27 protein-coding genes and 1 other annotated feature are annotated in these 23,175 nt (G+C 38.4%); of the genes, 22 read left to right on the forward strand and 5 right to left on the reverse strand.

Annotated features, from left to right (window positions below):
• Nucleotides 1–5: 5 nt before the first annotated feature.
• The 3 genes from RV13_RS08345 to msrA all read left to right on the forward strand — a co-directional run bounded on the left by RV13_RS08345 (nt 6) and on the right by msrA (nt 2,378).
• Nucleotides 6–638 (forward strand): HAD family hydrolase, encoded by a 633-nt coding sequence (locus tag RV13_RS08345; RefSeq protein ID WP_010744710.1) that lies wholly within the window; start codon nt 6–8, stop codon nt 636–638.
• A 91-nt stretch (nt 639–729) separates the two neighbouring features.
• Nucleotides 730–961: a binding site (T-box leader), on the forward strand.
• Between the two features lie 72 nt (nt 962–1,033).
• On the forward strand, nt 1,034–1,849 hold the full coding sequence (locus tag RV13_RS08350) for a MetQ/NlpA family ABC transporter substrate-binding protein (RefSeq protein ID WP_060789291.1): 816 nt from the start codon (nt 1,034–1,036) through the stop codon (nt 1,847–1,849).
• Nucleotides 1,850–1,871: 22 nt separating this feature from the next.
• The gene (gene msrA, locus RV13_RS08355; protein WP_010744712.1) at nt 1,872–2,378 is read left to right on the forward strand and encodes a peptide-methionine (S)-S-oxide reductase MsrA; all 507 of its coding nucleotides are present in this window, start codon (nt 1,872–1,874) and stop codon (nt 2,376–2,378) included.
• 131 nt (nt 2,379–2,509) lie between these two features.
• Here the strand turns inward: msrA and RV13_RS08360 are convergent, their stop codons facing one another.
• Nucleotides 2,510–3,181, reverse strand: coding sequence for a Crp/Fnr family transcriptional regulator (locus RV13_RS08360; RefSeq protein ID WP_010744713.1), 672 nt, complete (start codon nt 3,179–3,181; stop codon nt 2,510–2,512).
• A gap of 212 nt (nt 3,182–3,393) precedes the next feature.
• Here RV13_RS08360 and nox point away from each other — a divergent pair, with 212 nt between their 5' ends.
• On the forward strand, nt 3,394–4,725 hold the full coding sequence (gene nox / locus RV13_RS08365; RefSeq protein WP_028021091.1) for a H2O-forming NADH oxidase: 1,332 nt from the start codon (nt 3,394–3,396) through the stop codon (nt 4,723–4,725).
• A 59-nt stretch (nt 4,726–4,784) separates the two neighbouring features.
• On the opposite strand, the gene RV13_RS08370 is transcribed toward nox, so the two are convergent.
• A complete protein-coding gene (locus RV13_RS08370; RefSeq protein ID WP_010744715.1) occupies nt 4,785–5,339 on the reverse strand; it encodes a GNAT family N-acetyltransferase in 555 nt (184 codons plus the stop codon).
• Nucleotides 5,340–5,593: 254 nt separating this feature from the next.
• On the opposite strand from RV13_RS08370, the gene RV13_RS08375 reads away from it, so the two are divergent.
• Entirely contained in the window at nt 5,594–6,082 is a 489-nt protein-coding gene (locus RV13_RS08375; protein WP_010744716.1) for a TIR domain-containing protein, read from the forward strand.
• A gap of 154 nt (nt 6,083–6,236) precedes the next feature.
• Here the strand turns inward: RV13_RS08375 and RV13_RS08380 are convergent, their stop codons facing one another.
• A complete protein-coding gene (locus RV13_RS08380) occupies nt 6,237–6,617 on the reverse strand; it encodes a PH domain-containing protein (protein WP_010744717.1) in 381 nt (126 codons plus the stop codon).
• A 483-nt stretch (nt 6,618–7,100) separates the two neighbouring features.
• Here RV13_RS08380 and RV13_RS08385 point away from each other — a divergent pair, with 483 nt between their 5' ends.
• From RV13_RS08385 to RV13_RS08465, 16 genes are all read left to right on the forward strand, one after another.
• Nucleotides 7,101–8,132 (forward strand): sulfurtransferase, encoded by a 1,032-nt coding sequence (locus RV13_RS08385; RefSeq protein WP_010744718.1) that lies wholly within the window; start codon nt 7,101–7,103, stop codon nt 8,130–8,132.
• 375 nt (nt 8,133–8,507) lie between these two features.
• Entirely contained in the window at nt 8,508–8,867 is a 360-nt protein-coding gene (locus RV13_RS08395; protein WP_010744720.1) for a 4Fe-4S dicluster domain-containing protein, read from the forward strand.
• Nucleotides 8,864–9,619: a heterodisulfide reductase-related iron-sulfur binding cluster gene (locus RV13_RS08400; RefSeq protein ID WP_010744721.1), complete on the forward strand. Its 756-nt coding sequence runs from the start codon at nt 8,864–8,866 to the stop codon at nt 9,617–9,619. Before RV13_RS08395 ends, RV13_RS08400 begins: the two co-directional genes overlap by 4 nt.
• A gap of 9 nt (nt 9,620–9,628) precedes the next feature.
• The gene (locus tag RV13_RS08405; protein ID WP_010744722.1) at nt 9,629–10,867 is read left to right on the forward strand and encodes an ABC transporter substrate-binding protein; all 1,239 of its coding nucleotides are present in this window, start codon (nt 9,629–9,631) and stop codon (nt 10,865–10,867) included.
• Nucleotides 10,860–11,717 carry an ABC transporter permease gene (locus tag RV13_RS08410; RefSeq protein ID WP_010744723.1) on the forward strand — a complete coding sequence of 286 codons (858 nt, stop codon included), beginning with the start codon at nt 10,860–10,862 and terminating at the stop codon, nt 11,715–11,717. The genes RV13_RS08405 and RV13_RS08410 overlap by 8 nt, the downstream gene beginning before the upstream one ends.
• Nucleotides 11,711–12,505, forward strand: coding sequence for an ABC transporter permease (locus RV13_RS08415; protein ID WP_010744724.1), 795 nt, complete (start codon nt 11,711–11,713; stop codon nt 12,503–12,505). The genes RV13_RS08410 and RV13_RS08415 overlap by 7 nt, the downstream gene beginning before the upstream one ends.
• Nucleotides 12,489–13,484: an ABC transporter ATP-binding protein gene (locus tag RV13_RS08420; RefSeq protein WP_010744725.1), complete on the forward strand. Its 996-nt coding sequence runs from the start codon at nt 12,489–12,491 to the stop codon at nt 13,482–13,484. Before RV13_RS08415 ends, RV13_RS08420 begins: the two co-directional genes overlap by 17 nt.
• Nucleotides 13,481–14,161, forward strand: coding sequence for a TIGR04283 family arsenosugar biosynthesis glycosyltransferase (locus RV13_RS08425; RefSeq protein WP_010744726.1), 681 nt, complete (start codon nt 13,481–13,483; stop codon nt 14,159–14,161). Before RV13_RS08420 ends, RV13_RS08425 begins: the two co-directional genes overlap by 4 nt.
• Before the next feature lie 13 nt (nt 14,162–14,174).
• Nucleotides 14,175–15,170: an aminoglycoside phosphotransferase family protein gene (locus tag RV13_RS08430; protein WP_028021088.1), complete on the forward strand. Its 996-nt coding sequence runs from the start codon at nt 14,175–14,177 to the stop codon at nt 15,168–15,170.
• Nucleotides 15,163–15,828 (forward strand): TIGR04282 family arsenosugar biosynthesis glycosyltransferase, encoded by a 666-nt coding sequence (locus RV13_RS08435; protein ID WP_010744728.1) that lies wholly within the window; start codon nt 15,163–15,165, stop codon nt 15,826–15,828. The genes RV13_RS08430 and RV13_RS08435 overlap by 8 nt, the downstream gene beginning before the upstream one ends.
• Nucleotides 15,825–16,697 (forward strand): nucleoside hydrolase, encoded by an 873-nt coding sequence (locus RV13_RS08440; protein ID WP_010744729.1) that lies wholly within the window; start codon nt 15,825–15,827, stop codon nt 16,695–16,697. The genes RV13_RS08435 and RV13_RS08440 overlap by 4 nt, the downstream gene beginning before the upstream one ends.
• Before the next feature lie 26 nt (nt 16,698–16,723).
• Nucleotides 16,724–17,398, forward strand: coding sequence for a TVP38/TMEM64 family protein (locus RV13_RS08445; protein ID WP_010744730.1), 675 nt, complete (start codon nt 16,724–16,726; stop codon nt 17,396–17,398).
• A 136-nt stretch (nt 17,399–17,534) separates the two neighbouring features.
• A complete protein-coding gene (locus RV13_RS08450; protein WP_010744731.1) occupies nt 17,535–18,662 on the forward strand; it encodes a helix-turn-helix domain-containing protein in 1,128 nt (375 codons plus the stop codon).
• Nucleotides 18,655–18,867 carry a PLD nuclease N-terminal domain-containing protein gene (locus tag RV13_RS08455; RefSeq protein WP_010744732.1) on the forward strand — a complete coding sequence of 71 codons (213 nt, stop codon included), beginning with the start codon at nt 18,655–18,657 and terminating at the stop codon, nt 18,865–18,867. Before RV13_RS08450 ends, RV13_RS08455 begins: the two co-directional genes overlap by 8 nt.
• Complete coding sequence (locus tag RV13_RS08460) at nt 18,864–19,799, forward strand: ABC transporter ATP-binding protein (RefSeq protein WP_028021087.1); 936 nt, start codon at nt 18,864–18,866, stop codon at nt 19,797–19,799. Before RV13_RS08455 ends, RV13_RS08460 begins: the two co-directional genes overlap by 4 nt.
• Nucleotides 19,796–20,560 carry an ABC transporter permease gene (locus RV13_RS08465; RefSeq protein WP_010744735.1) on the forward strand — a complete coding sequence of 255 codons (765 nt, stop codon included), beginning with the start codon at nt 19,796–19,798 and terminating at the stop codon, nt 20,558–20,560. Before RV13_RS08460 ends, RV13_RS08465 begins: the two co-directional genes overlap by 4 nt.
• A 259-nt stretch (nt 20,561–20,819) precedes the next feature.
• Here the strand turns inward: RV13_RS08465 and RV13_RS08470 are convergent, their stop codons facing one another.
• Nucleotides 20,820–21,137: a hypothetical protein gene (locus RV13_RS08470; protein WP_010744736.1), complete on the reverse strand. Its 318-nt coding sequence runs from the start codon at nt 21,135–21,137 to the stop codon at nt 20,820–20,822.
• Nucleotides 21,138–21,237: 100 nt separating this feature from the next.
• Complete coding sequence (locus RV13_RS08475) at nt 21,238–21,507, reverse strand: hypothetical protein (RefSeq protein ID WP_010744737.1); 270 nt, start codon at nt 21,505–21,507, stop codon at nt 21,238–21,240.
• Between the two features lie 339 nt (nt 21,508–21,846).
• Between RV13_RS08475 and RV13_RS08480 the strand changes: the two genes are divergently transcribed.
• On the forward strand, nt 21,847–23,148 hold the full coding sequence (locus RV13_RS08480) for a glycoside hydrolase family 73 protein (RefSeq protein WP_010744738.1): 1,302 nt from the start codon (nt 21,847–21,849) through the stop codon (nt 23,146–23,148).
• Nucleotides 23,149–23,175 lie beyond the last annotated feature (27 nt).

Consider the following 23,175-nt stretch of genomic DNA (forward strand, 5'->3'; position numbering starts at 1 on the left):
AGAGAATGAGAAAAGCAGTAATATTTGATATGGACGGTGTGCTAATTGATAGTGAACCTTTCTATTTTAAACGTCGAATGGATTTTTTTAAGTCTAAAGGCATTCAACCAGGCTCTGATAAATTTGAAGATTATGTAGGAAACTCAGAAAAACAAACATGGGAAATGCTGATTCCTAATGATGAGATCACACGTGATCGCCTTCATCGAGAGTACCTTCATTACAAGCAGCAACACGGAATTGATTTTTCAAAGGCTATTCGAGAAAGCGTGCCCTCAGTATTAGAACAATTGAGAGTAGAAAATATCGCAATTGGATTAGCATCGTCATCCCCACGCAAAGAAATTGATCAAATGTTATCCGACTGCAAATTGGAACGCTATTTTTCATATACTATTAGTGGGGAAGAGTTAAAGGAAAGCAAGCCTAATCCGGAAATCTATTTGATCAGCCGCGATGCCTTAGCCTGTGATGATTGCCTAGCTGTGGAAGATTCAACATTAGGGATTGCTGCGGCTAAAGCGGCGGGCATTTATACGGTTGCTTTGAAACAAGGGTTCTTTATGGATCAGAGTAAAGCGGATATTATTATCAATGAACTGACAGAGCTTGTGACTTTGCCACAGGTAACACGATAGAGGTGAAACTCCTCAATTTAAAAGTTGAGGAGTTTTCGCTCTTTTTTTGTTGCAAAGCAAGATTGTTTATATTAGAATAACGTAAATCAATAATGAAGCATTGAAGAGAAGAGTAATTGACTAATAGACGATTAAAGAGACCCTCGGCAGGTGAAAAGAGGGATCGTGGAAAATCAATGAAGATGAGCTCTGAGCCTTTAGTTTGTTCACGCAAGCTGGACGGGAAGCGACCGTTACATCGCCGGGTATGTTTGTACCGTTGAGGTATTATTTGTGAGAATAATACGAATAAGGGTGGTAACGCGAAAATATTCGTCCCTTTATTTATCAGGATGCTGATAGGTAAAGGGATGAATATTTTTTTTATTTGTCAAAAAAATTGGGAGAGTGTTTGTATGAAAAAAATTGGTTTGGTTTTATTGGTGTTAGGTTGTGTGACTTTATTAGCTGCCTGCGGCTCGGGTTCAGCAGAGAAGACGGATAAGGTAAAGATCGGTGCTTCGCCGACTCCCCACGAAGAAATCTTGGAGCACATTAAGCCGGAATTGAAGAAGAAAGGGATCGATCTAGAGATCGTCAAGTTCGACGATTATGTTTTACCGAATAAGGCGTTGGAAAACAGGGATATTGACGCCAATTATTTTTCAACGGTTCCGTACTTCAATTTGCAAAAGAAAGAAAATGGGTATCAATTTTCAAATGTGGGGGCGATCCATCTTGAACCAATGGGCATTTATTCACACAAAATAAAGAAAATTGCTGCTATTCCCGATGGAGCAAAAGTGATTGTTTCAAATGTGCCCTCTGAATGGGGCCGAGTCTTAAATATCTTTGTAAAAAATAAGTTGATCAAAATTAAACCTGGGATACAAATTGATCAGGCGACCTTTGAGGATATTACTGAAAACCCTAAAAATCTGGTGTTTGATCATAGTGTGGATCCGACATTACTGACTTCAGCCTATGAAAATAATGAAGGGGATTTAGTCGCGATTAATTCTAATTTTGCTTACGAAAAAGGACTGAATCCAGTGAAGGATTCCTTGATGATCGAACAAAACGATTCGCCATATGTGAATATTGTCGCGACGAAAACGACGAATAAGGACAATAAAGACATTAAAACAATTGTTGAAACATTGCATGAAGCTAAGGTTCAACAATGGATTGAAAAGAAATGGGGCGGTTCCATCGTCCCTGTGGATGAATAAATGTAAAGGATAGGTGAGAAAGATGGAGCGAGCAATTTTTGCAGGAGGTTGTTTTTGGTGTATGGTCAAACCCTTTGATTCATTGCCGGGAATTGAATCAGTGATTTCTGGGTATACTGGCGGTGAGAAAGAAAATCCAACGTATTTAGAAGTAAAGAGCGGCGATACAGGCCATACTGAGGCGGTAGAAATTATTTACGACCCAGAATTCATTTCATATCAAGAATTAGTAGAAATTTATTGGCAGCAAACAGATCCGACAGATGCTTTTGGTCAGTTTGAAGATCGTGGCAGCAGTTATCGTCCGGTCATATTTTATTTTAATGAAGAGCAAAAAAGGATTGCTGAGAAAAGTCGAGACAGCTTGCAGGCAAGCGGAAGGTTTGATCAGCCGATCGTAACAACCATCGAGGCTGCAAAAACTTTTTATCCTGCTGAAGCAGAACACCAAGAATATTATCAAAGAAATCCAGAGAACTATCAAAGAAACGCCGAGCGAAGAAAGCAGTTTATTCAAGAGTTTTGGTAAGGTGAGGTTTAAGTCTATAAAAAGCGCAAATGTACTAGGAAACCAACAGAACAGGAAAAACTTGCACTTTACTTATCAAATTAGTACTAGCCATCCACGCCGTTATACAAATAGGTAGTGGATGGCGGTTGTTAGTAATTCGTTTTAAAATACTCTGCTTCAGACGATCGGTATTTAAGTTGTTCCATGTCAGTAATCTGAAATTTCCGTTTTTCCCGTTTCAAAATACCATCATCACATAACTTATTCAATAAGCGCAGCAAATGCCGATAGCTAATCCCAATCGTAGCGGCCATATCTGTCAGATTATCGAAAAAGTAATTCTTATAGGAACCTTGCAGGATATAGGTACATAATCGCTGTTCACCGGAATATAAGGCGTTCGACGTATAATTATGCGAGCTGTTAATCAAGTTTTCTGACAGCCCTTTGGCTAACGTGGTCATAAATGTCAAATTTTTAAAAATCGAATCCTGATCATCTTGAAATGGAACGATAATGACTTCGAAAGGGGAAAGGGTAATGACCGAAGCAGTGGCATAAGTCGTGTTGGACATTAATTCAACATCACCAATCAACCCGCTAGATAGGTAATAGGCCAACACTAAATCTTTTCCGCTGGGGGCACTTGTACAAACTTTGGCTTTACCAGATACAACGATCATAATATATTTATATTCGACGCCTTGAGAAAAAATCGTCTCACCAGATTTGAATTGTTGGACTTCGCAGACCGATTGGTGATCCAACAAGCCATACTTATTGAGTAAGTCAAGATGATGCTGTTTTAATTGTGGGGTCATTTGTTCTCCTTCGCTTTCTTTGGAAGTGTTTTCCTCTTTATTCTACTATATATGAGTATTAGTTGTGTTAAGTAACGATCAAAATAGCAAAACCTTTCAATAAATGTCCGAGAGATAAATAAAAAGGATTTTTCTTTTGATGAAATCTCCATGTGAAGTATGCTACAATTATTATGTATTGAAAACGATTGCAAACTCAAGGGGGAAAATGTATGACAAAAACGGTAATAGTAGGTACAAACCATGCTGGGATCGCTGCGGCAAACACACTTTTGGACAATTTTAAGGACCAAGAAGTGGTAATGATTGATCGCAATAATAATCTCAGCTATTTAGGCTGCGGAACTGCCTTGTGGGTAGGGAGACAAATCGATTCTTATGAAAATTTATTTTATACAAAACGAGAAGATTTTGAAGCTAAAGGCGCTAAAATCTTTATGGAAACAACCGTTGATCGAATTGATTATGATAAAAAAGAAGTTCATTGTTCAACAAAAGCAGGAGAAAACTTTGTCGAAGCTTATGATAAATTGATTTTGGCAACGGGCTCTGTGCCAATTTCTCCAAAGGTTCCTGGTCGAGATTTGGAGAACATTCATTTTTTAAAACGATTCCAGGATGGACAAGCGGTTGATCAGCTGTTAAGCACCGACGGGATTAATAATGTTGCGGTTATTGGCGCTGGCTATATTGGTGTAGAAATCGCCGAAGCGGCGAAACGTCGTGGCAAAAATGTTTTGCTTTTTGATGCGATGACACGCTCGTTACCAAGCTACTATGATAAATGGTTCACCGATGACATGGATGCCGTTTTGAAAGAGCACGAAATCGAGCTTCATTTCGGTGAATTAGCAGCGGAATATAAGGGTGATGGAAAAGTTGAAGCAATTGTGACAGACAAGGGCGAATACAAGGTAGACTTAGTCATCAATGCCATTGGGTTCCTGCCAAACAACGAATTGGGTAAAGAGCATCTAGAGCTGTTCAAGAACGGTGCGTATCTGGTGGATCGTCATCAACAAACAAGTGATCCAGATGTTTACGCAGTAGGAGATTGTGCGACGATTTATTCAAATGCGCTGCAAGCTACGACGTATATCGCGCTAGCAACCAACGCTGTTCGTTCGGGGATTGTTGCCGGTTATAATGTCGGCGGTGTTGGGCTGGAATCAACAGGCGTACAAGGTTCAAATGGTATTTCAATTTTTGGTCTGCACATGGTTTCGACCGGCTTATCTGTGGAAGCGGCGGAGAAAAATGGTATTGACGTGAAATATACGGACTTTGAAGATCTGCAACGCCCTGGTTTTATGAAACACAATGCCAATGTTAAAATTAGAATTGTTTATGAAACAGATTCTCGCCGCGTGGTTGGGGCACAATTATCCTCCACTGAAGACATCTCCGGTGTGATCCATATGTTCTCACTGGCAATTGAAGAACAGGTCACGATTGATAAATTAAAATTATTAGATATTTTCTTCTTGCCACACTTCAACCAGCCATATAATTACATTACGATGGCTGCATTAAGTGCAGAATAACAAATGAACGAAGCCATAAAACAGCTAAAAGCCGAGCTGTTTTATGGCTTTTTTGTCGATTATTCTTTTTGGGGTTGGTTTGCTTCCTTTAGAACGTCTAAAATTTTTTGATAATTTTGATTTTGAAAAATCTGATAGTTCAATTTTTCATAGAGCTTCACCGCATGGTGACTCCAAGTCTGTGTATTCAAGTAAAGATCCTGGTGAGGATAATACTCGTGCAGTAATTGGGTGACACGAATAGCTAAGGCTTTGGCTAAACCTTTTCTCTGTTCCTCTGGAAGAACCCCTAACCAATGAAGACGCGGAGAATGATCTTCTGTCCACCAAGCAGTAAAGGTCCCCACCTTTTTCCCTTCGGCATTTTCAACAAAGAGCATCCTTTTTTTTAATTCGTCCTGATAAGGAGCAAATGAGCGCTGAAAATAATCCATGGCGTCTTTTTCTGTCTCAAACTCTAAAACAGCGGTTTCTATCTTGCACCACTCTTTTTCATCACCCGGTTGATAAAAAACGATACGGTAATCTTTCGGTAATTGAATTTCTGGTAATGGCGGTGCATCTGAAGGGCGAAACATTGTAAATGGAATAAAAGGAACGGACTTATCCAACATAATAAAACCTCCATTTTCTTTTTCATTAAAATCGTATCATGTAGGAAAAGCAAAAGCTAGCGAAGTTTTTAACTCTTTTCAGACAAGAGCGAAACGCTTGTTCTCCATAAAAACATCTATTATAAAAAAATTGGAGCCATTGCTTGATGCGGGTATTATATAATGAATAGAGAAATTTGAATTCAGATTTTTTGGGACATGTCAATATGATGTTAAAAGAATCCGAGGAATGAAAAAGTTAGGGAGGTAGTTTTATGGCAAGAAGGGTTTTCTTTAGTTTTTACTATGAAAATGATTTGTCGAGGGCGCTAGTTGTAAAAAATAATTGGGCTTTAAAGGAAAATGAAGAATCTGGTTTTATAAACAAAGGTGAATTTGAGCGAATCAAGCGCGATGGAGAGGAGAGTATCAGGCGCTGGATAGATAAGCAATTAGCAGGAACATCTGTAACAGTCGTATTAATTGGTAGTGAAACGCTAGACTCAGAGTATGTTCAATACGAAATTGAAAAAAGCTATGAACGTGGGAACGCCATCATTGCTCTAAAAATTGGAAAAGTAAAAAACTTGAGCCAGAAGACATCAATTAGTCAATCCGTCGTAAAAATCGTAGGAAAAAAAGCCAATGGTGAATTGCTTTGGTTTGATGAGATCATAGATGGGGAATATGACTATATCAAAAATGATGGCTATAATAACCTTGAGCAATGGATTGAAAACGTCGATAAAGTGAAGGAAAGATAAGTGATCTGTCACAATCGAAAAATAAGTATTTAAGCAATACTTTAAAGGAGATTACAGGCAAAATGAAGAGAATAAAGGGGAAAAACATTAGAGCTTCACTCGGGGAGAAAAACAGGACAAGAGTTTGAACAAAATGTTCAAATCTTGTCCTGTTTTATTTTGACAACGCCAAAGCCAATGCTTTTTGAACCGCAACAATATTTTTATCCTTACGAAATTGAATCGTCTCCGCGGGAAGTTCCGCGCTAGAGATCCAAATTTTTAATTCCGCATCCAAATCGAAATGTCCGCTCGTTTCCACAGAAAATCGTGAGATTGAACGATAAGGAATGGATTTGTATTCAACTTTCTTACCGGTCATTCCTTGCTTGTCCACTAAAATCAGACGGAAATCGGTAAAAACGATTAAATCTCGAACGAGTTTAAACGCTAAAGAAACTGTCTCACCGGTAATTAGTACATCTTTCAATTTCTCCTCAACAGCTTTGTTATTGTGTTGACTGGCATTTCCCATTAGTCCATCAAAAATACTCATAAAACAACCTTCCTTCTTTTAATTGTTAAACTAATTTTAGCGGATAATGAATGGAAAAACCACTTTATATTAATTTCGAACAATAAGAATAAATTCTAAATAAAAACCATTCCTTCACAAAAAAAGTTTTTGTTTTTTTTAGTTAAAATGCCCTTGCTAATCTAATAGGGTTTCGATATACTCGGAAGGGAAAAGAGCCCGGTTTCAAAATTGGGAGGTAGGAGGTGTTCTCATGCTTAAGAACTATCAGCTTTGACTGTGAAATCAATCATTACTTAGAGTTTCTAAGCTAGCAGAACAATTTATTTTCCTCCGCTCAACTTTTTTTGCGACCTGCTGAAAGGGCTATTAGGCGCGTAAAAAAATAATATCAGCGAGGAAACATACTTATTTCAGTATGTTTTTTTTGTTGTGTTCAAAAGAAATAATTGTTATTGCTGAAAACGTTTCAAGTGAAAAAATAAACTTTGAAGGAGTATCACAATGAAAAAAATTTTTGCAGTAGTCAGCTGTCTACTTTTAACAGCGTTAGTTGTCTATTCAAAAACAGAAGAGGTTCACGCAGCCGAAAAAACGACTAAAGTCCAACGTTTAGTCAAAAGCAAAGAGATCAAGGACGATGATTTCTTTGTCGATGCAAAATGGCTAAAGAAGCAAATGAAAGATGACGATAAAACGGTCGTGATTGAAGCTTCTTATGGCGAAGGAAAAGATTATAAAAAAGCGCACATTTCAGGGGCGCTTCACATTGATACGATGGAAATTGAGACAGAAGAAAACAACTGGAATATCTTGGACGCTGAAATATGTAAAGAAGTGTTCTTAAAGCGTGGCGTTACGAAAACAACACCAGTAGTGGTGTATTCAAGTGATATTAACGCAGCAGCTCGTGTGGCTTTTGTGGCCTACTGGCTAGGTGTCGATAATGTGAAGATTCTGGATGGCGGATTGAAGGCTTGGGAAAAAGCGGATTACAAAGTAGAAAAAGGCAATGAAGAAGCTACAGCAGCCAAAGATTTTGGCGCTGAGGTTCCAGGACGTCCTGAGAGCTTAATTTCAACGTCAGCAGATGTATTAGCAGCCAAAGAAAAAAATCCTGACTTAGTTCTTGCAAGTATTCGTTCATGGAAAGAGTTCACAGGAAAAACCAGCGGCTATGATTACATTGAAAATGCTGGGGAACCAGAAGGGGCAGTTTACGCCAAATCAAGTAAAACTAGTGCGGATGTAGCCCAACTAATGAACAATGACGGCACAGTAAAGGAGCCGACGAAAATCTTTGTGGCGTGGGAAAAATGGGGAATCACTCCTGATAAGGAAGTCGCTTTTTATTGTGGAACAGGCTGGCGCGCGGCTACTGCGTTCTTTATCACGAAACAAGAAGGCTGGAAAGATGTTAAATTGTTCGATGGCGGCTGGTATGACTGGGATAAAGCACACCAAAAAGATCCAAGTAAATACCCTGTTCAGGTTGGCGATCCTCGAGACAAAGATAAAGTGAAAATCTTGAACTAATGAAACTTCTTCGATATTTATTGCATTTAATCCAACTGGGACTGCTCTATGCCGTTTATTTGGTTGACGATCTCTACAAAAATCATCTAGGCTTTATGCGAAATGTTTCATTTTATTCCCATAAGGTTGAGGCCAGCACATTCGGCAGCATGTTATTTTTGCTGCCGGCCTTGCTGGTAGTGATCGCTGCCTTAGTGACTTTAAAAAGGAGAAATCTCGAAAGTATTCTTTTAATTGCTATAGGATTACTTTTTCTAGTTTGGCAGCTCGTATTCACTTTGAATACGACGCCCATCTATTATTTGGTGAGCGGTCTTCTATTTTTTGGATTTATGGTACAGCTCATCATTGTATTCTTGAAAAGGAGCTAGTCAGATGGATTACTCAGAAAGAACCATTGAGATGGCTCAATTGATAGCAGAAAATTGTATAAGCTGTAAACGCTGCATGAAGGACTGTCTCTTTTTACAAAGATATTGTGAAGATCCGCAAAAATTATTTCAACAATTTTTGGAAGAAGGGCTGGATCCGATCGTTCCCTATTCATGTATGTTGTGTGGACGCTGCACAGTCGTGTGTCCACTACAATTGAAATTAGATGAGGCTTTTTTAACTATGCGTCAAGATTTGATCAGAGAAGACTTGCCGCTAAAACAGCTAAAAAGTGTGGAGATGCATCAAAAACTTTCCACCAGTAAATTATTTACAGCAGTGAATCGAGGGGACCAAAAATGAAATACGGCTTTATGGCAGGATGTTCATTGAGCTCAAGCAATCCAAAGCAAATAAAATTGATTATTGATTACTTAAAAGGATTTTACCCTGACCTTGCGGTCATACAAGGATGCTGCGGAAAACCAACACGTATGATCGGTCAGGAGCAATTGTTTCAAGAGCGCTTCGGTCAATTGACAGAACAAGTTTGTCAGGCTGAAATCGACGATCTGATCGTAGCTTGTCAAGGATGTATCAAAACAATGACCATCCAAAACCAGTTTCCCACTAGTTCCTTGTGGGTTAAAATGGCTGAATTGGGCTTGCCACAAGAAGTGATCGGAAAGGCCAATGAAAGTGATGTCGTTTTCTCTGTTCAAGATTCCTGTCCTACAAAAGAAGTGACTGAGATTCATCAAGCAGTACGATTTTTATTAGAACAATTAGGCTATCAGGTGGCAAGCAATCATCTGTCTGGAAAGAACACTTTATGTTGCGGAATGGGAGGCATGTGCGGAGTTTCAAATCCAGATTTAGCGAAAGATTTCGCTGAAAAGCGTGTGCAGGATTTCAAGACAGATCATATAGTCACTTATTGTGCTAGCTGTACTTCGGCAATGATTCTAGGCGGTGGTCAAGCTTGGCATTTATTAGATTTGATATTTGGTGATGTGATCCATCAGAGCGATAAAAGTGAGAGGCATCCATTAGCCAACCCATTACTAGCTTGGAAAAATCGGTATCAATCAAAAAAAATAGTAACAAAAGCATAGGAGAGAACAATGAAGAAATGGTTAACGGGTTTGTTAACGCTAGGGGTGCTTTTTTCCTTAGCAGCCTGTAAAACAAGTGAAACAAAAGAAGCGAAAACAGAAGAAAAAATCACCAGCTTCTCAGATGCCGAAAAACAAGGAAAAGGTGAAACAGTGACCTTTTACGGGTTTGGCGGTGACGAAAAAGCCAATGCATGGGTAGATGAGGTAGTTACGCCGGCAATGAAGGAAAAATATGATATCACAGTCAAACGTGTGCCGATGGACATTGATCAGATTTTGAATAAGCTGACGACTGAAAAGGAAGCCGGTACCAAAACTGGAGACATTGATGTTATTTGGATCAATGGGGAAAATTTCTATACTGCAAAACAAGCGAAACTGCTTTATGGACCCATTGCCAAAAACGTTGAGAGCTTTAAAAAGCTAATGGACGTTGATGGCCATAATTCGAAATATGATTTCGGAGTTAAAATCGATGGCTATGAAGTTCCTTACGGCAGCGCCCAATTAGTCTTCGCTGGCGACAAAGAGACATTTAAGAATGGATTTCCTACAGATACTCAAGCCCTATTAGCCTATGCCAAGGAAAATCCAGGTAAGATTACGTATACCGCGCCGCCTGAATTTACCGGCAGTGCTTTTGTTCGCAACATTATCTGCGATATTGTGGGCTATGATAAAGTTGAAGCTGCAGGGGCGACGAAAGAAGAGTTGTATAAGGTCATCAAACCAGGCTTAGACTATTTAAATGAAATCAAACCCTATTTATGGCAAGAAGGGAAAACCTACCCGACCACCACTGCGGAGCTGGACCAAATGTTTGCGGCTGGTCAAATCGACATGAGCTATAGCTATTCTCAAATGCATGTAGCTCAAAAACGTAGTGACAATGAGTTCAAGCAATCAACAGAATCCTTCTTATTCGATAAAGGAACGATTGCCAATCAAAGTTATTTGGCCATTGCTAATACTTCGAAAGTCAAAGCAGGAGCATTACTTTTGATTAATGAAATGACAAGTGAATCTGCTCAGCTGAAAAAGGCAGAGGCGAAATATGGATACAGCATCCCACCATTTGATCCGGACAAACTTTCAGAAGAAACAAATCAAAAGCTGACGGATTTGTACAAAAACCAAGGCGTTCTATCACTTGAAGAAATGCAGGAAAAGCAAATACCTGAGGTGCAAGCAGAAAAAATTCCAATCATTGAATCGCTGTGGAAAGAGCATGTTTTAAATGAATAAAAATAGATTATTAGTCATCCCTTTTTTCTTATTAAACAGTGTTGTGATTTTTGCGGCACTGTTTAAAGGGATACAAATTAGTTTAGGCTATTATCCGCTAATTGGACTTGAAAAAATTAGTTTAACCAATTATCAGCAAGTTTTAAGTGATCCTTTTTTCCAAAAGTCGCTAGGTTACAGCTGCTACTTAGCGCTGACTGCGACTTTTTTGTCATTGCTATTTGGACTAGCGATAGCCTTTCTACTATTGAAAGTGAAAAGCCCTTGGTTGCATAAAATCATCAGTCTGCCGATCTCGCTGCCTCATATCATTGTTGCGTTAATGGTGATGCAGCTGATCAGTCAATCGGGGATCATTTCTCGAGGATTATTTCAAATCGGTGTAATTGATGAAATCAACCAATTTCCCTTATTGATCCATGATGCTGGCGGGATCGGGATCATTTTAGTGTTTCTATATAAAGAGATTCCCTATGTTGCGGTAACCACATTAGCAATTTTACAACAGTTACAATTGGGCTACATTGAAGTGGCAAGAAATTTAGGGGCTTCTAAGACCCGAATCTTTTTCACAGTCATCCTGCCAATGCTTCAAAAAACGTTGATAACCTTGTTTATTATCTTGTTTTGCTTCACTTTTGCTTCTTTTGAAGTGCCTTATTTATTAGGAAATCCGATAAATCAACCAGTGGCTTTGACCGCTTATGATTTATTTACTCAAGCCGACTTAACCACTCGCCCACAAGCCTTTGCTTTAAATTTAGTCATGTCGGGAATCTGCCTAGCAGTATCAGGAAGCGGACTACTCATTAGTCGTCTCTTGCCGGGAGGGAGAAAAAAATCGTGCTAACTTCAACGAGAAAATCCTATCTGCTTCTATTATTTTCGGCTGTTCTGGTGCTGTTGCCTATTGTCCTTTTAGTAATCTGGTCTGTTAGTGATCATTGGATGTATCCGGCAATTTTACCACAAGGTTTGACTTTGAAAGCTTTTAGCCAAATGCTTCGTGAACCGAATTTTTGGCCGGCAGTTATCAATAGTTTTGTTATTGCTATCATTACCACTTTGATAAGTATCTGTATTGCCCTGCCTGCGGCTCGATATTTTGCTTTTCAGAAAAAGCTTTCTCATGGATTCATTGAAATTATTATTTATTTACCCTTGATTTTACCCGCCATAGCCATTATCACCTCTAGTCAAGTTTTATTCTTACAGCTGCATTTGACAGGTACCTTTATAGGAATTGTTTTGATTCATACCTATTTATGTTTGCCTTATGCCATGCAAATCTTATTAGAAAGTTATCGTCAGTTAGGAGAAGGTTATCACTTAACGGGACAAACGTTAGGTGCGAAGCCTTGGGTGATTTTTTGGCAAGTCACTTGGCCTTTACTACGTCCAGGGGTGATTGCTTCGGGAAGCCTAGTTTTTATCGTATCCTTTAGTCAATATTTGCCAACATTTTTTATAGGCGGCGGCAAAATTGTCACCTTGCCTTTGCTATTGCTTCCTTATGCGAATAATGGACGTTTTAGTCTTGCTTCATCCTATAGCCTAGTCTTTTTAGTCTGTACTATGTTGGGTGTCTACTTATTGAAATTAGTTATTGGAGGAATTCATCGTGGGACTAAACGTTAGCGAAGTTCAGCTCTCTTATGGGAAAAAAAGAATACTAGATGAGCTTTCTTTTGAGCTCAATGATGGCGAGATTGTCGCTCTTTTTGGTCCATCTGGAGTAGGAAAGACTAGCCTGCTTAAAATGATTGCTGGCATTCAGCCAGTTAATAAAGGAAAAATTATTTTTTCCGAAGGATATTCGCAGGAAAGTACTGTTTTGGTCTTTCAGGATTTTTGGCTCTTTCCTCATATGAATGTGGTAGACAATATCGCTTTTGGGCTGAAGGCGAGAAAGTTTTCAAAAGAAAGAATCAGAGAAAAAATTAATAAAATACTAGCAGCGTTTGATTTAAAAGGATTAGAGAAGCAGTTTCCTGATGAACTGTCTGGCGGTCAAAAGCAGCGAGTAGCCTTAGCTAGAGCCATTGTTTTAGAACCCAAACTGTTACTGCTAGACGAGCCTTTCGCTAATCTAGATAGTCATTTAAAGGAAGCGATGCGTGAGTATTTACGTCGGCTGCAAAAGACCTATTGCTTTAGCGTGATCTTGGTTACTCATGATCGGGATGAAGCCTTTCAATTAGCTGATCGCATGATACTACTGCTTGATGGAAAGATTCAACAAATCGGGACGCCTCAAGAAATATATTTTTATCCGAGAAATAAAAAAGTAGCTAAATCAATTGGGGAGAATAATTTCATTCCTGGAGTTGTCAGCGATCATATTTTTACCTTAGAAAATACGCATTTAACCGTTCGAAACCCGACGAATATTCAAGGAGCGGCATCGCTTTTTATACCGTATGGTGCAGAAATAGAAGTTTGTGAAGCAGGGGTGCCAGCTTTAGTAGAACATCACGAGTGGACACCGAATGGGCAGCGTACGCAGGTGAAAATCGGAAACACAAGCTGCATTTTTACAAACTTATCAAAAAAAATAATCGACCAACGACAAATATTCTTAAAATTCAATGATGATCTGCAGGTGATGCCTCGATGATTTCAATTATTATCCCTGTGTTAAATGAAGAGAAGAACCTCTCACGTTTATTGCATCAATTGACCCAATTAGAGGGGACGGTTCCTTATGAAGTGATCGTCGTAGATGGAGGAAGTCAAGATCAAACCGTTGCAATCGCAAAAAAGACGGCGATCGTTTATCAGTTGGAGAATGCCAATCGCGGCGCTCAATTGAACTATGGCGCGGAAAGAAGTACAGGTGATATTTTGTGGTTTTTACATAGTGATAGTCGATTCGAGGCATCTCCCAAATTGTTAGAGCAGATTCAAACAGCATTGAATGACGAAAGATTTAGTGCTGGCTTTTTCAAATTGGCCTTTGATTCGTCAGAGCTGTTTTATCGATATTTAGCTGTTACGTCAAATCTACGAGCACGCTATCTGGGATTGATCTTTGGTGACCAAGGATTGTTTACGACAAGGAAATTCTACGAACAGGCAGGAAAGTTTGAAGCCATTCCATTGATGGAGGATTGGAAACTAAGTCGACAATTGAAGCGGTTGGGAGAGTTTTATCCATTACCTCTTTCACTTACGACCTCCAGCCGCCGCTTTAGCAAAGGAAAACTTCGCACACATCTAAAGATGCATAAAATCAAAATTCTGTATGTAATGGGAATGCCTCCAGAAAAACTGGTGAAGCTTTACTACAAATGAAAAGGAGTCGTTCATGCTTAATAAAATTCGCCGTTATCTAAACGATCAGGCATTAATTAAAAAGTTGAACTTAGAAGAGTCGTATAAAATTGAATTTTTAGCTCAGGGAGAATACAATCAAAATTTTCTGATCTCCGATGGGAAAACAAGCTATGTCTTTCGACTCAATTATGGCAGTCAATTACAGTTGGAAAATCAAATCCAATATGAATATCAAGCTTTGAAATGGCTAGAACGTACAGGGAGAACACCGAAAGCATATTATTTAGACGACAGCCGTCAAACCTTTGATCAAGGATTACTGATTATGGAATATTTAGTCGGTCAGCCTTTAAATTATCGGAAAGATTTAAAAGAAGCTGCGTATATTTTTGGTGAGATCCATCAGCAACCAATCGATGAAACTGCAGAAAAAGTCTTTGTAAACGAAAAAGAAACGATTTTATCCGCTCGCATCAATGAGTGCCACTACTTATTAGAGTCCGTTTTCACTAGTGAATTTGTCCCATTACAGGCACAAAAGTTATTCGCTGAGGCACTAAATCGCTGTGAAAAAAATGTCGGACAACAGCGCTATTTTATTGATTTGGATCACTGGTGTATCAATAATACGGAAGTAAACTCACACAATTTTATTATTGGAGAAAAAGGGTATTTGATTGATTGGGAAAAACCCGTGATCAGTCATCCAGTGCAGGATATTTCGCAATTTTTAGCTTCGACCACCACTCTTTGGCGGAGTAATTTGGTTTTGACTCCAATGGAGAAGGATTTGTTTCTATCTAGTTATCTTGAGGTGACAGGAGTTGATCCAGTTAGTTTTATGGAAGCTCTAAAGATCTATCACCCCTATCTGATGTTACGAGCTCTTGCTTGGTCAGCGATGGCGTTTCATAGCTACCAAGCGGATACAAAGGAGCTGAAAAATCAAGAGATTTTCGACAAGGTATCCAGTTATTTAGAAGAGGACTTTTTACGTCAAGCATTAAAGGAGCAGGTTTTTGAATAAGTATGCTTATATTTTATTTACGAGAGTTCCGGTACCTTATAAGGTAAAAACACGTTTGCAAACATTGCTAACCGGTGAAGAAGCCTGTCAGGTTCAACTACAGATGTTGCAAGACAGCTTTTTGAAATTCGCTGAACTGAATAATAGAGGGATAGACCTTTATCTGGCTTATTCAGATGAAGGAGATCCGTCAAATTTACTCGCAGAACTGCCCAAAAGTTTTTCCGCCTTTTCGCAAGTCGGCCACACGATCGGCGAGCGGATGAATCATGCCATACAATTTGTTAGAGCAAAAGGATATGAGAAAGTGATCCTCACAGGCAGTGATATCCCGAATTTGACTACAGAAATAATAATTTCGGCGTTTGATCAGATGAAGGAGGTGGTGCTGGGACCTTCCCAAGATGGCGGGTATTATTTGGTGGGCTGTACTAGAGCAATAGACTTAACGCCAATTTTTGAAACAACAATGGCTTGGGGCAAAAGCAAAGTGTTGACGGAGACATTAAAACGATTAACAGATTTTAATGTAGCATTGCTAGACCAGTTGCAGGACGTTGATTTTCCTAGCGACCTGAAGGAGATGCGCCATGACTTAAAAGAGGAGAATTACTATTTCAAACGTTGGCTAACAGAAAATAGAGGGTTGTTAGAATGAGAAAAATTATTTTTGATTGCGACAATACTTTTGGACTAATAGATCGTGATGTAGATGACGGGTTAACGCTCCTGTATCTGTTAGGAGCACCCCATGTCGAACTGCTGGGGGTTACTTTGACTTACGGTAATGGGAGTATCGAAGAAGTCAATAAGATGACAAAGGAAATGAAAGAACAGTTAGGCTTGTCTTTTGACTTTTTCTCAGGAAGTAAAGAAAACAATCTCGCTGCGGCTTTTCTAGTAGAACAAGTTAATCGTTTTCCAAATGAGGTGACAATCGTCGCGACCGGAGCATTGACCAATTTGGCCGAAGCACAAAAAATAGATTCAGATTTTTTTACCAAGATTCAAGAAGTCGTGCTGATGGGCGGGACAACTGAACCTTTAGTAGTGAACCAACAAGCGGTATCCGAATTGAATTTTTCATGTGATCCTGATGCTACTCGAAAAGTTTTGCTAAGCCAAGCAGCGATAACCATCATGAATGGTCATATGACTGCGACAGCATTTTTCTCAAAAAATGATCTGAAACACTTTTTCGAACGTGCAGCAGGTATGCTAAAAAAGGAAAGTATGACTTGGCTAAAGGACACCCTAAAGAACTGGATAATCTGGAATGAGAGAGTGTTTCATTTCAGTGGTTTTTGTAACTGGGATATGACGACAGCTGTTTATTTAGAGGCTCCTGAACTCTTTAGCGATGAGCACTATTTTTTGTCAGAGAATCAACCAAACCTTTCAAAAGGGCAAATGACACTGGCAAAGGATTCGAAATATGTAGTGAAGATGCCTAAGACGCTTCTGGATGTTCAGTTATTTAATGAGTTAGCAATTGAAGGGATGATTGCCGGACTCAGAAACCAATAGAACGACTTCAAGGAAGAGGTGATTCGTTGAAAAAAATTAGTCTATTTATTGTTATTGTGTTGTTAGTAATTTTTCTAGCGTATCAATTTGGTTTGATTGATCTTCTAACGAATATTTCTGCCCTGCGCGCTTATTTAGAGAATCTCGGCTGGCGGGGCTACGTAATTTTTATTCTTCTGTCAGTGATTGTGGCCGTATTTTTATTACCAGGACAAGTTTTAGCAATTGTAGGAGGTCTTGCCTACGGCGGTTTGATTGGCGGTGCCCTAACCGTTATCGGTGCCTCACTGGGAGCAACCCTCTCTTTTATCATAGGAAAATACGTGGCGAGAGGCTATATTATCCAACGTTTTGGCAATGACCCAACCTTTCAAAAGATAGAAAAGGGGGTAAGAGAAAATGGGCTTTCTTTTCTAATTTTTACTCGTTTAGTCCCGATTTTCCCTTTTGCTATTCAAAGTTACGCCTATGCAATGACACCTATGAGTGTAAAAAAATTTAGTTTGATTTCTTTTTTAACGATGATGCCTGCTAGCTTTATCTATGCATTCATGGCTTCAGAGATCGTTGCAAAGGGAGTTTCCATGAGCTTGCTGCTGGAGCTGACCGTTGCAGGAGTTCTATTAGCCTTGTTGGCATATTTGCCAAAAAAAGTAAGCAAAAAAATAAATCAGCTGACTTCAGAATATAGAAATGAATAATTTTTATGAGACTAGTGTAGAGCACTAGTCTTTTTTTTGTTTCTTATGGGTTGATTATTTTCCATAAAAGTTAATAAAGACTCGATTGTTTTCTATTACGACTCATTCTAAAATAAATAGTAAGGGGGGAAGCATCATGGAAATGAATATCGGTCCAATCATCATGGAAAAACGAAAAGAGAAACGTGTTACTCAACAGGAGCTGGCAAACTTTGTAGGGGTATCAAAGGCCTCAGTGTCAAAATGGGAAACAGGTCAAACCTATCCTGATATTACCCTGCTGCCATTGTTAGCCGCCTATTTTGACATAACGATCGACTCACTCTTGACCTATGAGCCGCAGTTAGACAACCATGAGATTCAGCGGATTTACTCGATGCTGAAAAAATCATTGGAGACAAAATCACCAGAGGATGTATTAGCAACAATTCGCAGCTTTGTTCGGCGCTATTATTCATGCTATCCATTTATATTGCAGATGGGGCTGTTTCTTTTGAATCATGCTGATTTATTACCAGGAGAAGAAAATGTCCAAACCTATACAAAGGAAGCACAAGAATTATTTATTCATGTAAGAACACAGACAAAGGATCCTGAATTAATTACGCAGGCATTAAAATATGAAGCGTATACTTCACTGACCTTAAATGAATTTGATCAAGTTTTAGATATTTTGGGAGAACAGGTTCCGATTTTATTTCCCATCGAAAGCTTAATCGCTGCTGCTCAGCAGCAAAAGGGAGAGGAAGATCAGGCGATCGTAACTTTGCAAAGCGCGATTTACCAATATATGACTGTCTTTCTGAGTTTTCTAGGCAATTATTTACAATTGTTGATTAAGGATCATAAGAAGTTCTCGCAAACCGTTAAGCGTGGTCTTCAATTTGCGGATGTTTTTGAATTTAGTAACTTGCATCCCATTGCAATGATGAATTTTCAGCTGTCTGCAGTTTTTGGCTATGCACAGATGAAGGATGAAGCCGCTGTTTTTCCATTGCTAAATGATTTTCTAACTGTAATGAAACAAACACAATTTCCAGTGGAGCTCCATGGAGATGCTTATTTTGATCAGGTGGACGACTGGCTGGAACAATTAGAACTTGGTCATCAATTACCACGAGATTCTATGAAGGTCAAGGACAGCTTGATCGATTTTGTAATAGAAAATCCAGCTTTTGTGAGCTTCAATGATCAAGAACAATTAAAGCAAATCTACTCGGAGTTGCGGAATCTCAAAGAACAGGGGTTGAGTGGAAATGAATAATTTTGATTTTTTAAAAGAAAATTTACCGATTTTTCTACCGTTAATTATTTTAGAATTGCTTTTAATGATCACGGCTGTATGGCATATATTGAAGCATCCCAATTATCGTTTTGGAAACAAAGTTTTATGGCTTTTCGTAGTTGTAGTTATCCAAATTATCGGTCCAGTAGTCTATTTTGTATTTGGAAGAGGAGAAAATGAATGAACATTTTAGAATTGAAAAATGTTTCAAAGAAATTTGGTTCAAAAAATGTTCTCAACAATTTGAATTTGAGTGTGCCTACAGGGTCAATATATGGATTTGTAGGCGAGAATGGTGCCGGGAAAACCACAACGATGAAGATGATTTTAGGTCTGGAGGAAAAGAATAGCGGCGAGATTTTTATAAAAGGGCAACCGGTTCATTTTGGTGACAATCAGACCAATCATTTAACGGGGTATTTACCTGATGTACCAGAATTTTATAATTATATGTCTGGTAGAGAATATTTAAAATTCTGTGGGGAAATCACTGGTCTGACGAAGAAGCAATCACTGCAAAAAATTCCTGAAATCCTAGCACTCGTTGGTTTGGAAAACAATAAAAAAAAGATTAAGGGCTATTCACGGGGAATGAAGCAGCGTCTAGGCATTGCTCAAGCATTATTAAATGATCCAGAACTGTTGATTTGTGATGAACCAACCTCTGCTTTAGATCCTAGTGGCCGCAACGAGTTTTTGGAAATGCTAGCGAAGCTAAGGGGAAAAACAACGATCCTCTTTTCTACCCATATTTTAAGTGATGTGGAACGAATCTGTGATTATGTCGGTATTTTAGATCAGGGAGAATTAGTGGTCAATGGGCCATTGAATACACTGAAAGAGAGGTACGCGAGGAATCAAATAAAAGTCGAATTTTCAAATGAAGAAGATGCTGAGATTTTCACTAGAGCGTTAGAAATATTGAAACAACGAGAAGTTATCAAAGATTATTCTGTGGATTCTTCAAAGCAGCGTTTTGTTTTAACCTATTCTTGTGATTATAAGGCTGTTGCAGCAACAATTTTTCAATTATTTGAAGACTCTCACATTTACCCGAAATCCATTCAAAAAATTGATCCTTCATTAGAATCGATCTTTTTGGAGGTTATTCAATGAAAAATTTATATTATTTTACAAAAAAAGAATTAGTAGAAAGCTGGCGGACGTCACGTCTGTTAATTTTGATCATTATCTTTCTTATTTTTGGCTTGATGAATCCGCTATTAGCAAAATTAACCCCCGAGATTGTAAAAATGACTATCGGAGCAGCGATGGCCAAAACGATTCCCGATCCGACTTCTCTTGATTCTTGGACACAATTTTATAAGAACCTTACTCAAATTGGTTTAATTGTGATAGCCCTAATTTTCAGCGGAACGGTTAGTAATGAAATAAGTAAAGGGACATTGATTAATTTGGTTACGAAGGGACTTCGGCGTTGGTCAGTGATCGTTGGAAAAATGATTAGCTTGATTTTACAATGGACCCTGTGTCTTTCACTAACATTTCTTGTCACGTGGGGCTACACTGCCTATTATTTTCCAGATAACAAAAGCCCTTATCTTCTTCAAGCAGTATTTCCTTTGTGGTTATTTGGATTGTTATTATTAGGCATAATTGTATGTTCCTCAACGATCGCACGGAATAATTATGAAGGATTACTAATGACTGGTGCAGCAGTCGTCATTATGATATTGCTGAATATGTTTGATAAAGTGAAATACTATAATCCAATCTCGCTGATTACTCAAAATATCAATTTTTTGCAGAAGGCTTCTGCTTTAGAAAAATATAACCCAGCAATAGGTATCAGTATTCTCCTAATTCTTCTCTCTCTATTATTCAGCGTGCTTATTTTCAATCGAAAAAAAATATAGCTAAAAGGCGGTGTGACAAGATTTTTGTCACACCGCCTTTTTAATGGTGGCGTATTTCTGTATAAATCAAGTTAATTAAGCAACACATTCATTTGGGCAGTCGTTTCCTAAGCCTTTTCTGTCTATAGAAGGGCCTAATTTTGTGCCATAACACTTCATTTGTCTTGCTTAATTAATTTAGAGAGAAAAGAATTTTAAAGGATAGAACTACTCCAACTAGTAAAAAAATGACATCGACAGTTGTCGATGCCATTAGTCGTTAAATAAAAATGTATACAACAGAGTAGACATAGTATGCGAGTAAAACTAATGAAACAAGGCAGGATAACTTAGCTAAAAAACCACCACGTGAAGGTTTGGATGATTTACGTGATTGTCTGCGCGTCATTTCCATTTGCTCATTGGTTGGTATGTCCGATTTGGATGTACGTAAAAGTACGACAGCTAATAAATCAATAAATAGTAATCCTTGTAATGCAATACTAACAATATAGGTGATTTGATCGCCTCTGACGATTCTGAATAAAAATAGAACAATCATTAGGAGATCAAAAAACAGTGTTAATAAAAGCGCCATAATAAAGCTCCTTTGAATAGGTTAGAATAGACAAATTTTATTATAGCATATAACTAATTAAAAAATTACGAAATATTTGTGAAGGATGAAACTAATTATCTCACTCTTTACGATTCAGTATTGAATAGATAATCCAGTAAAGCATGAAAGTAATGAGTGAAACAAACATAAGAATTGCCAATGTCCAAGCGCCTTCGACCGGTTGATAATGATGGTAATTTATAAGCAAGTAAATACATATAAAAGTAGGGATTAAGGAGAAATATAGATGAAGCAATATGCGGTCATTTTTAAAAAGATAGAAATAGACAATGGTCATCAAAAAAAAGATAAAGTAAATCACACTTGAAACTACAACGCCGATATCCATATATTTCCCTCCCTTGAAGGTCATTATAGCAGATTGACCAGAGTCAATAAATAACAATAATATGAGAAATTGTGGCTTTTCCATAATTTGAAAACATCATTTCAACGCGTAACAACAACGTTTTATATATAAATATACTGTTAATTTTAATTAAAACTTTCTTTAATTTAAAAAAATCGGAAACTTTTGAAGAACGCCCGTTATTGTAATGTTTTCAAAGTTCAAAGTAAAATAAAAAAATTTTACTTTATGATTAATTTTTGTTACTTTATATACAGAGAGGTAAGACAATAAGTATTAAATATAACCATCGATTAATGGTGGTTAGAGGGGGATGACATGAATTATAAAAAACTGTTATGTAGTGTGATGTTGTTAGGCAGTTTGGGAAGTTCAGCATTTGTTGCATACGGAGAGGAAACATCGAATTTAGCGGAAACTCAAGAAAGCACAACGGTACAAGAATCTTCAAGTTCAATCGCGCCAACAAAAAAACAAGCAGTTGGAACTTCAGAGACGCAAGAATCTGTGTCGAAAAAGGACGAAGAATCTACTTTATCTTCTGAAAAAGAAACAGAAGAGAGCAGCACTGATGAAGAAAGTATGATTGTAGACGAAGAAGAGTATGATGCGCAAGGCAATCTGCAATTCCATCATCCGATCCCGTTTGATGAATTTACGATAGAGCCGCCTACCTTTAGGGCTGCACGAGCCGCTGCTGCTGTAAGTACCCAACAAGCGTTTATCAATCAAATCGCTCCTTCGGCAAAAACATTAGCCAGTGCAAACAACTTGTATGCTTCGGTAATGATTGCTCAAGCAATTGTTGAAAGCGGTTGGGGAGGTAGTACGCTTTCCAAAGCGCCAAATTATAACTTGTTTGGGATTAAAGGGGAGTATAATGGACAGTCCGTTACGATGCCGACTCAAGAATTTGTCAATGGAGAATACATTACGATCAATGCGAAATTTCGTAAGTATCCATCCTACAAAGAATCCTTAGGAGATAACGTGACGGTATTAAAAACTACCTCTTTTTCACCAGGGAATTATTACTATTCTGGTGCGTGGAAGAGTAATACGAAATCCTACAAGGATGCAACTGCCTATTTAACCGGCAGATATGCGACTGCTCCGAATTATGGGTCAACGTTGAATAGTATCATTGAGACATATAATTTGACCCAGTATGATTCAAACAGCAGCGGAGGAAATAATGGCGGCTCGACTCCTGCGCCAGTTCAGACAAGTGCAATGTATCGTTTGTATAATCCAAATAGCGGAGAGCATTTCTATACAGCAAGCACTGCTGAACGAGACAAGGTTAGGAAAGCTGGTTGGCGATACGAAGGAATAGGATGGCAGGCACCAAAGAGTGGTACACCTGTATACCGTTTGTATAATCCAAATGCTGGAGATCATCACTATACACCTCATGTATCTGAAAAAAATAATTTAGTAAAAGTAGGCTGGCGATACGAAGGAATCAGTTGGTATTCTGGAGGAAGCAAGCCATTGTACCGTCTGTATAATCCAAATGCTAAAGCAGGCGCTCATCACTATACATTATTGCAGAGTGAGCGTAATAACTTGATCAAACAAGGCTGGCGAAACGAAGGCATCGGCTGGTACGGACAATAATGGCTCTTTGTCAAATAGGACTGATAG

Source organism: Enterococcus raffinosus (assembly GCF_001886185.1).
GTDB classification, from domain to species: Bacteria; Bacillota; Bacilli; order Lactobacillales; family Enterococcaceae; genus Enterococcus_A; species Enterococcus_A raffinosus.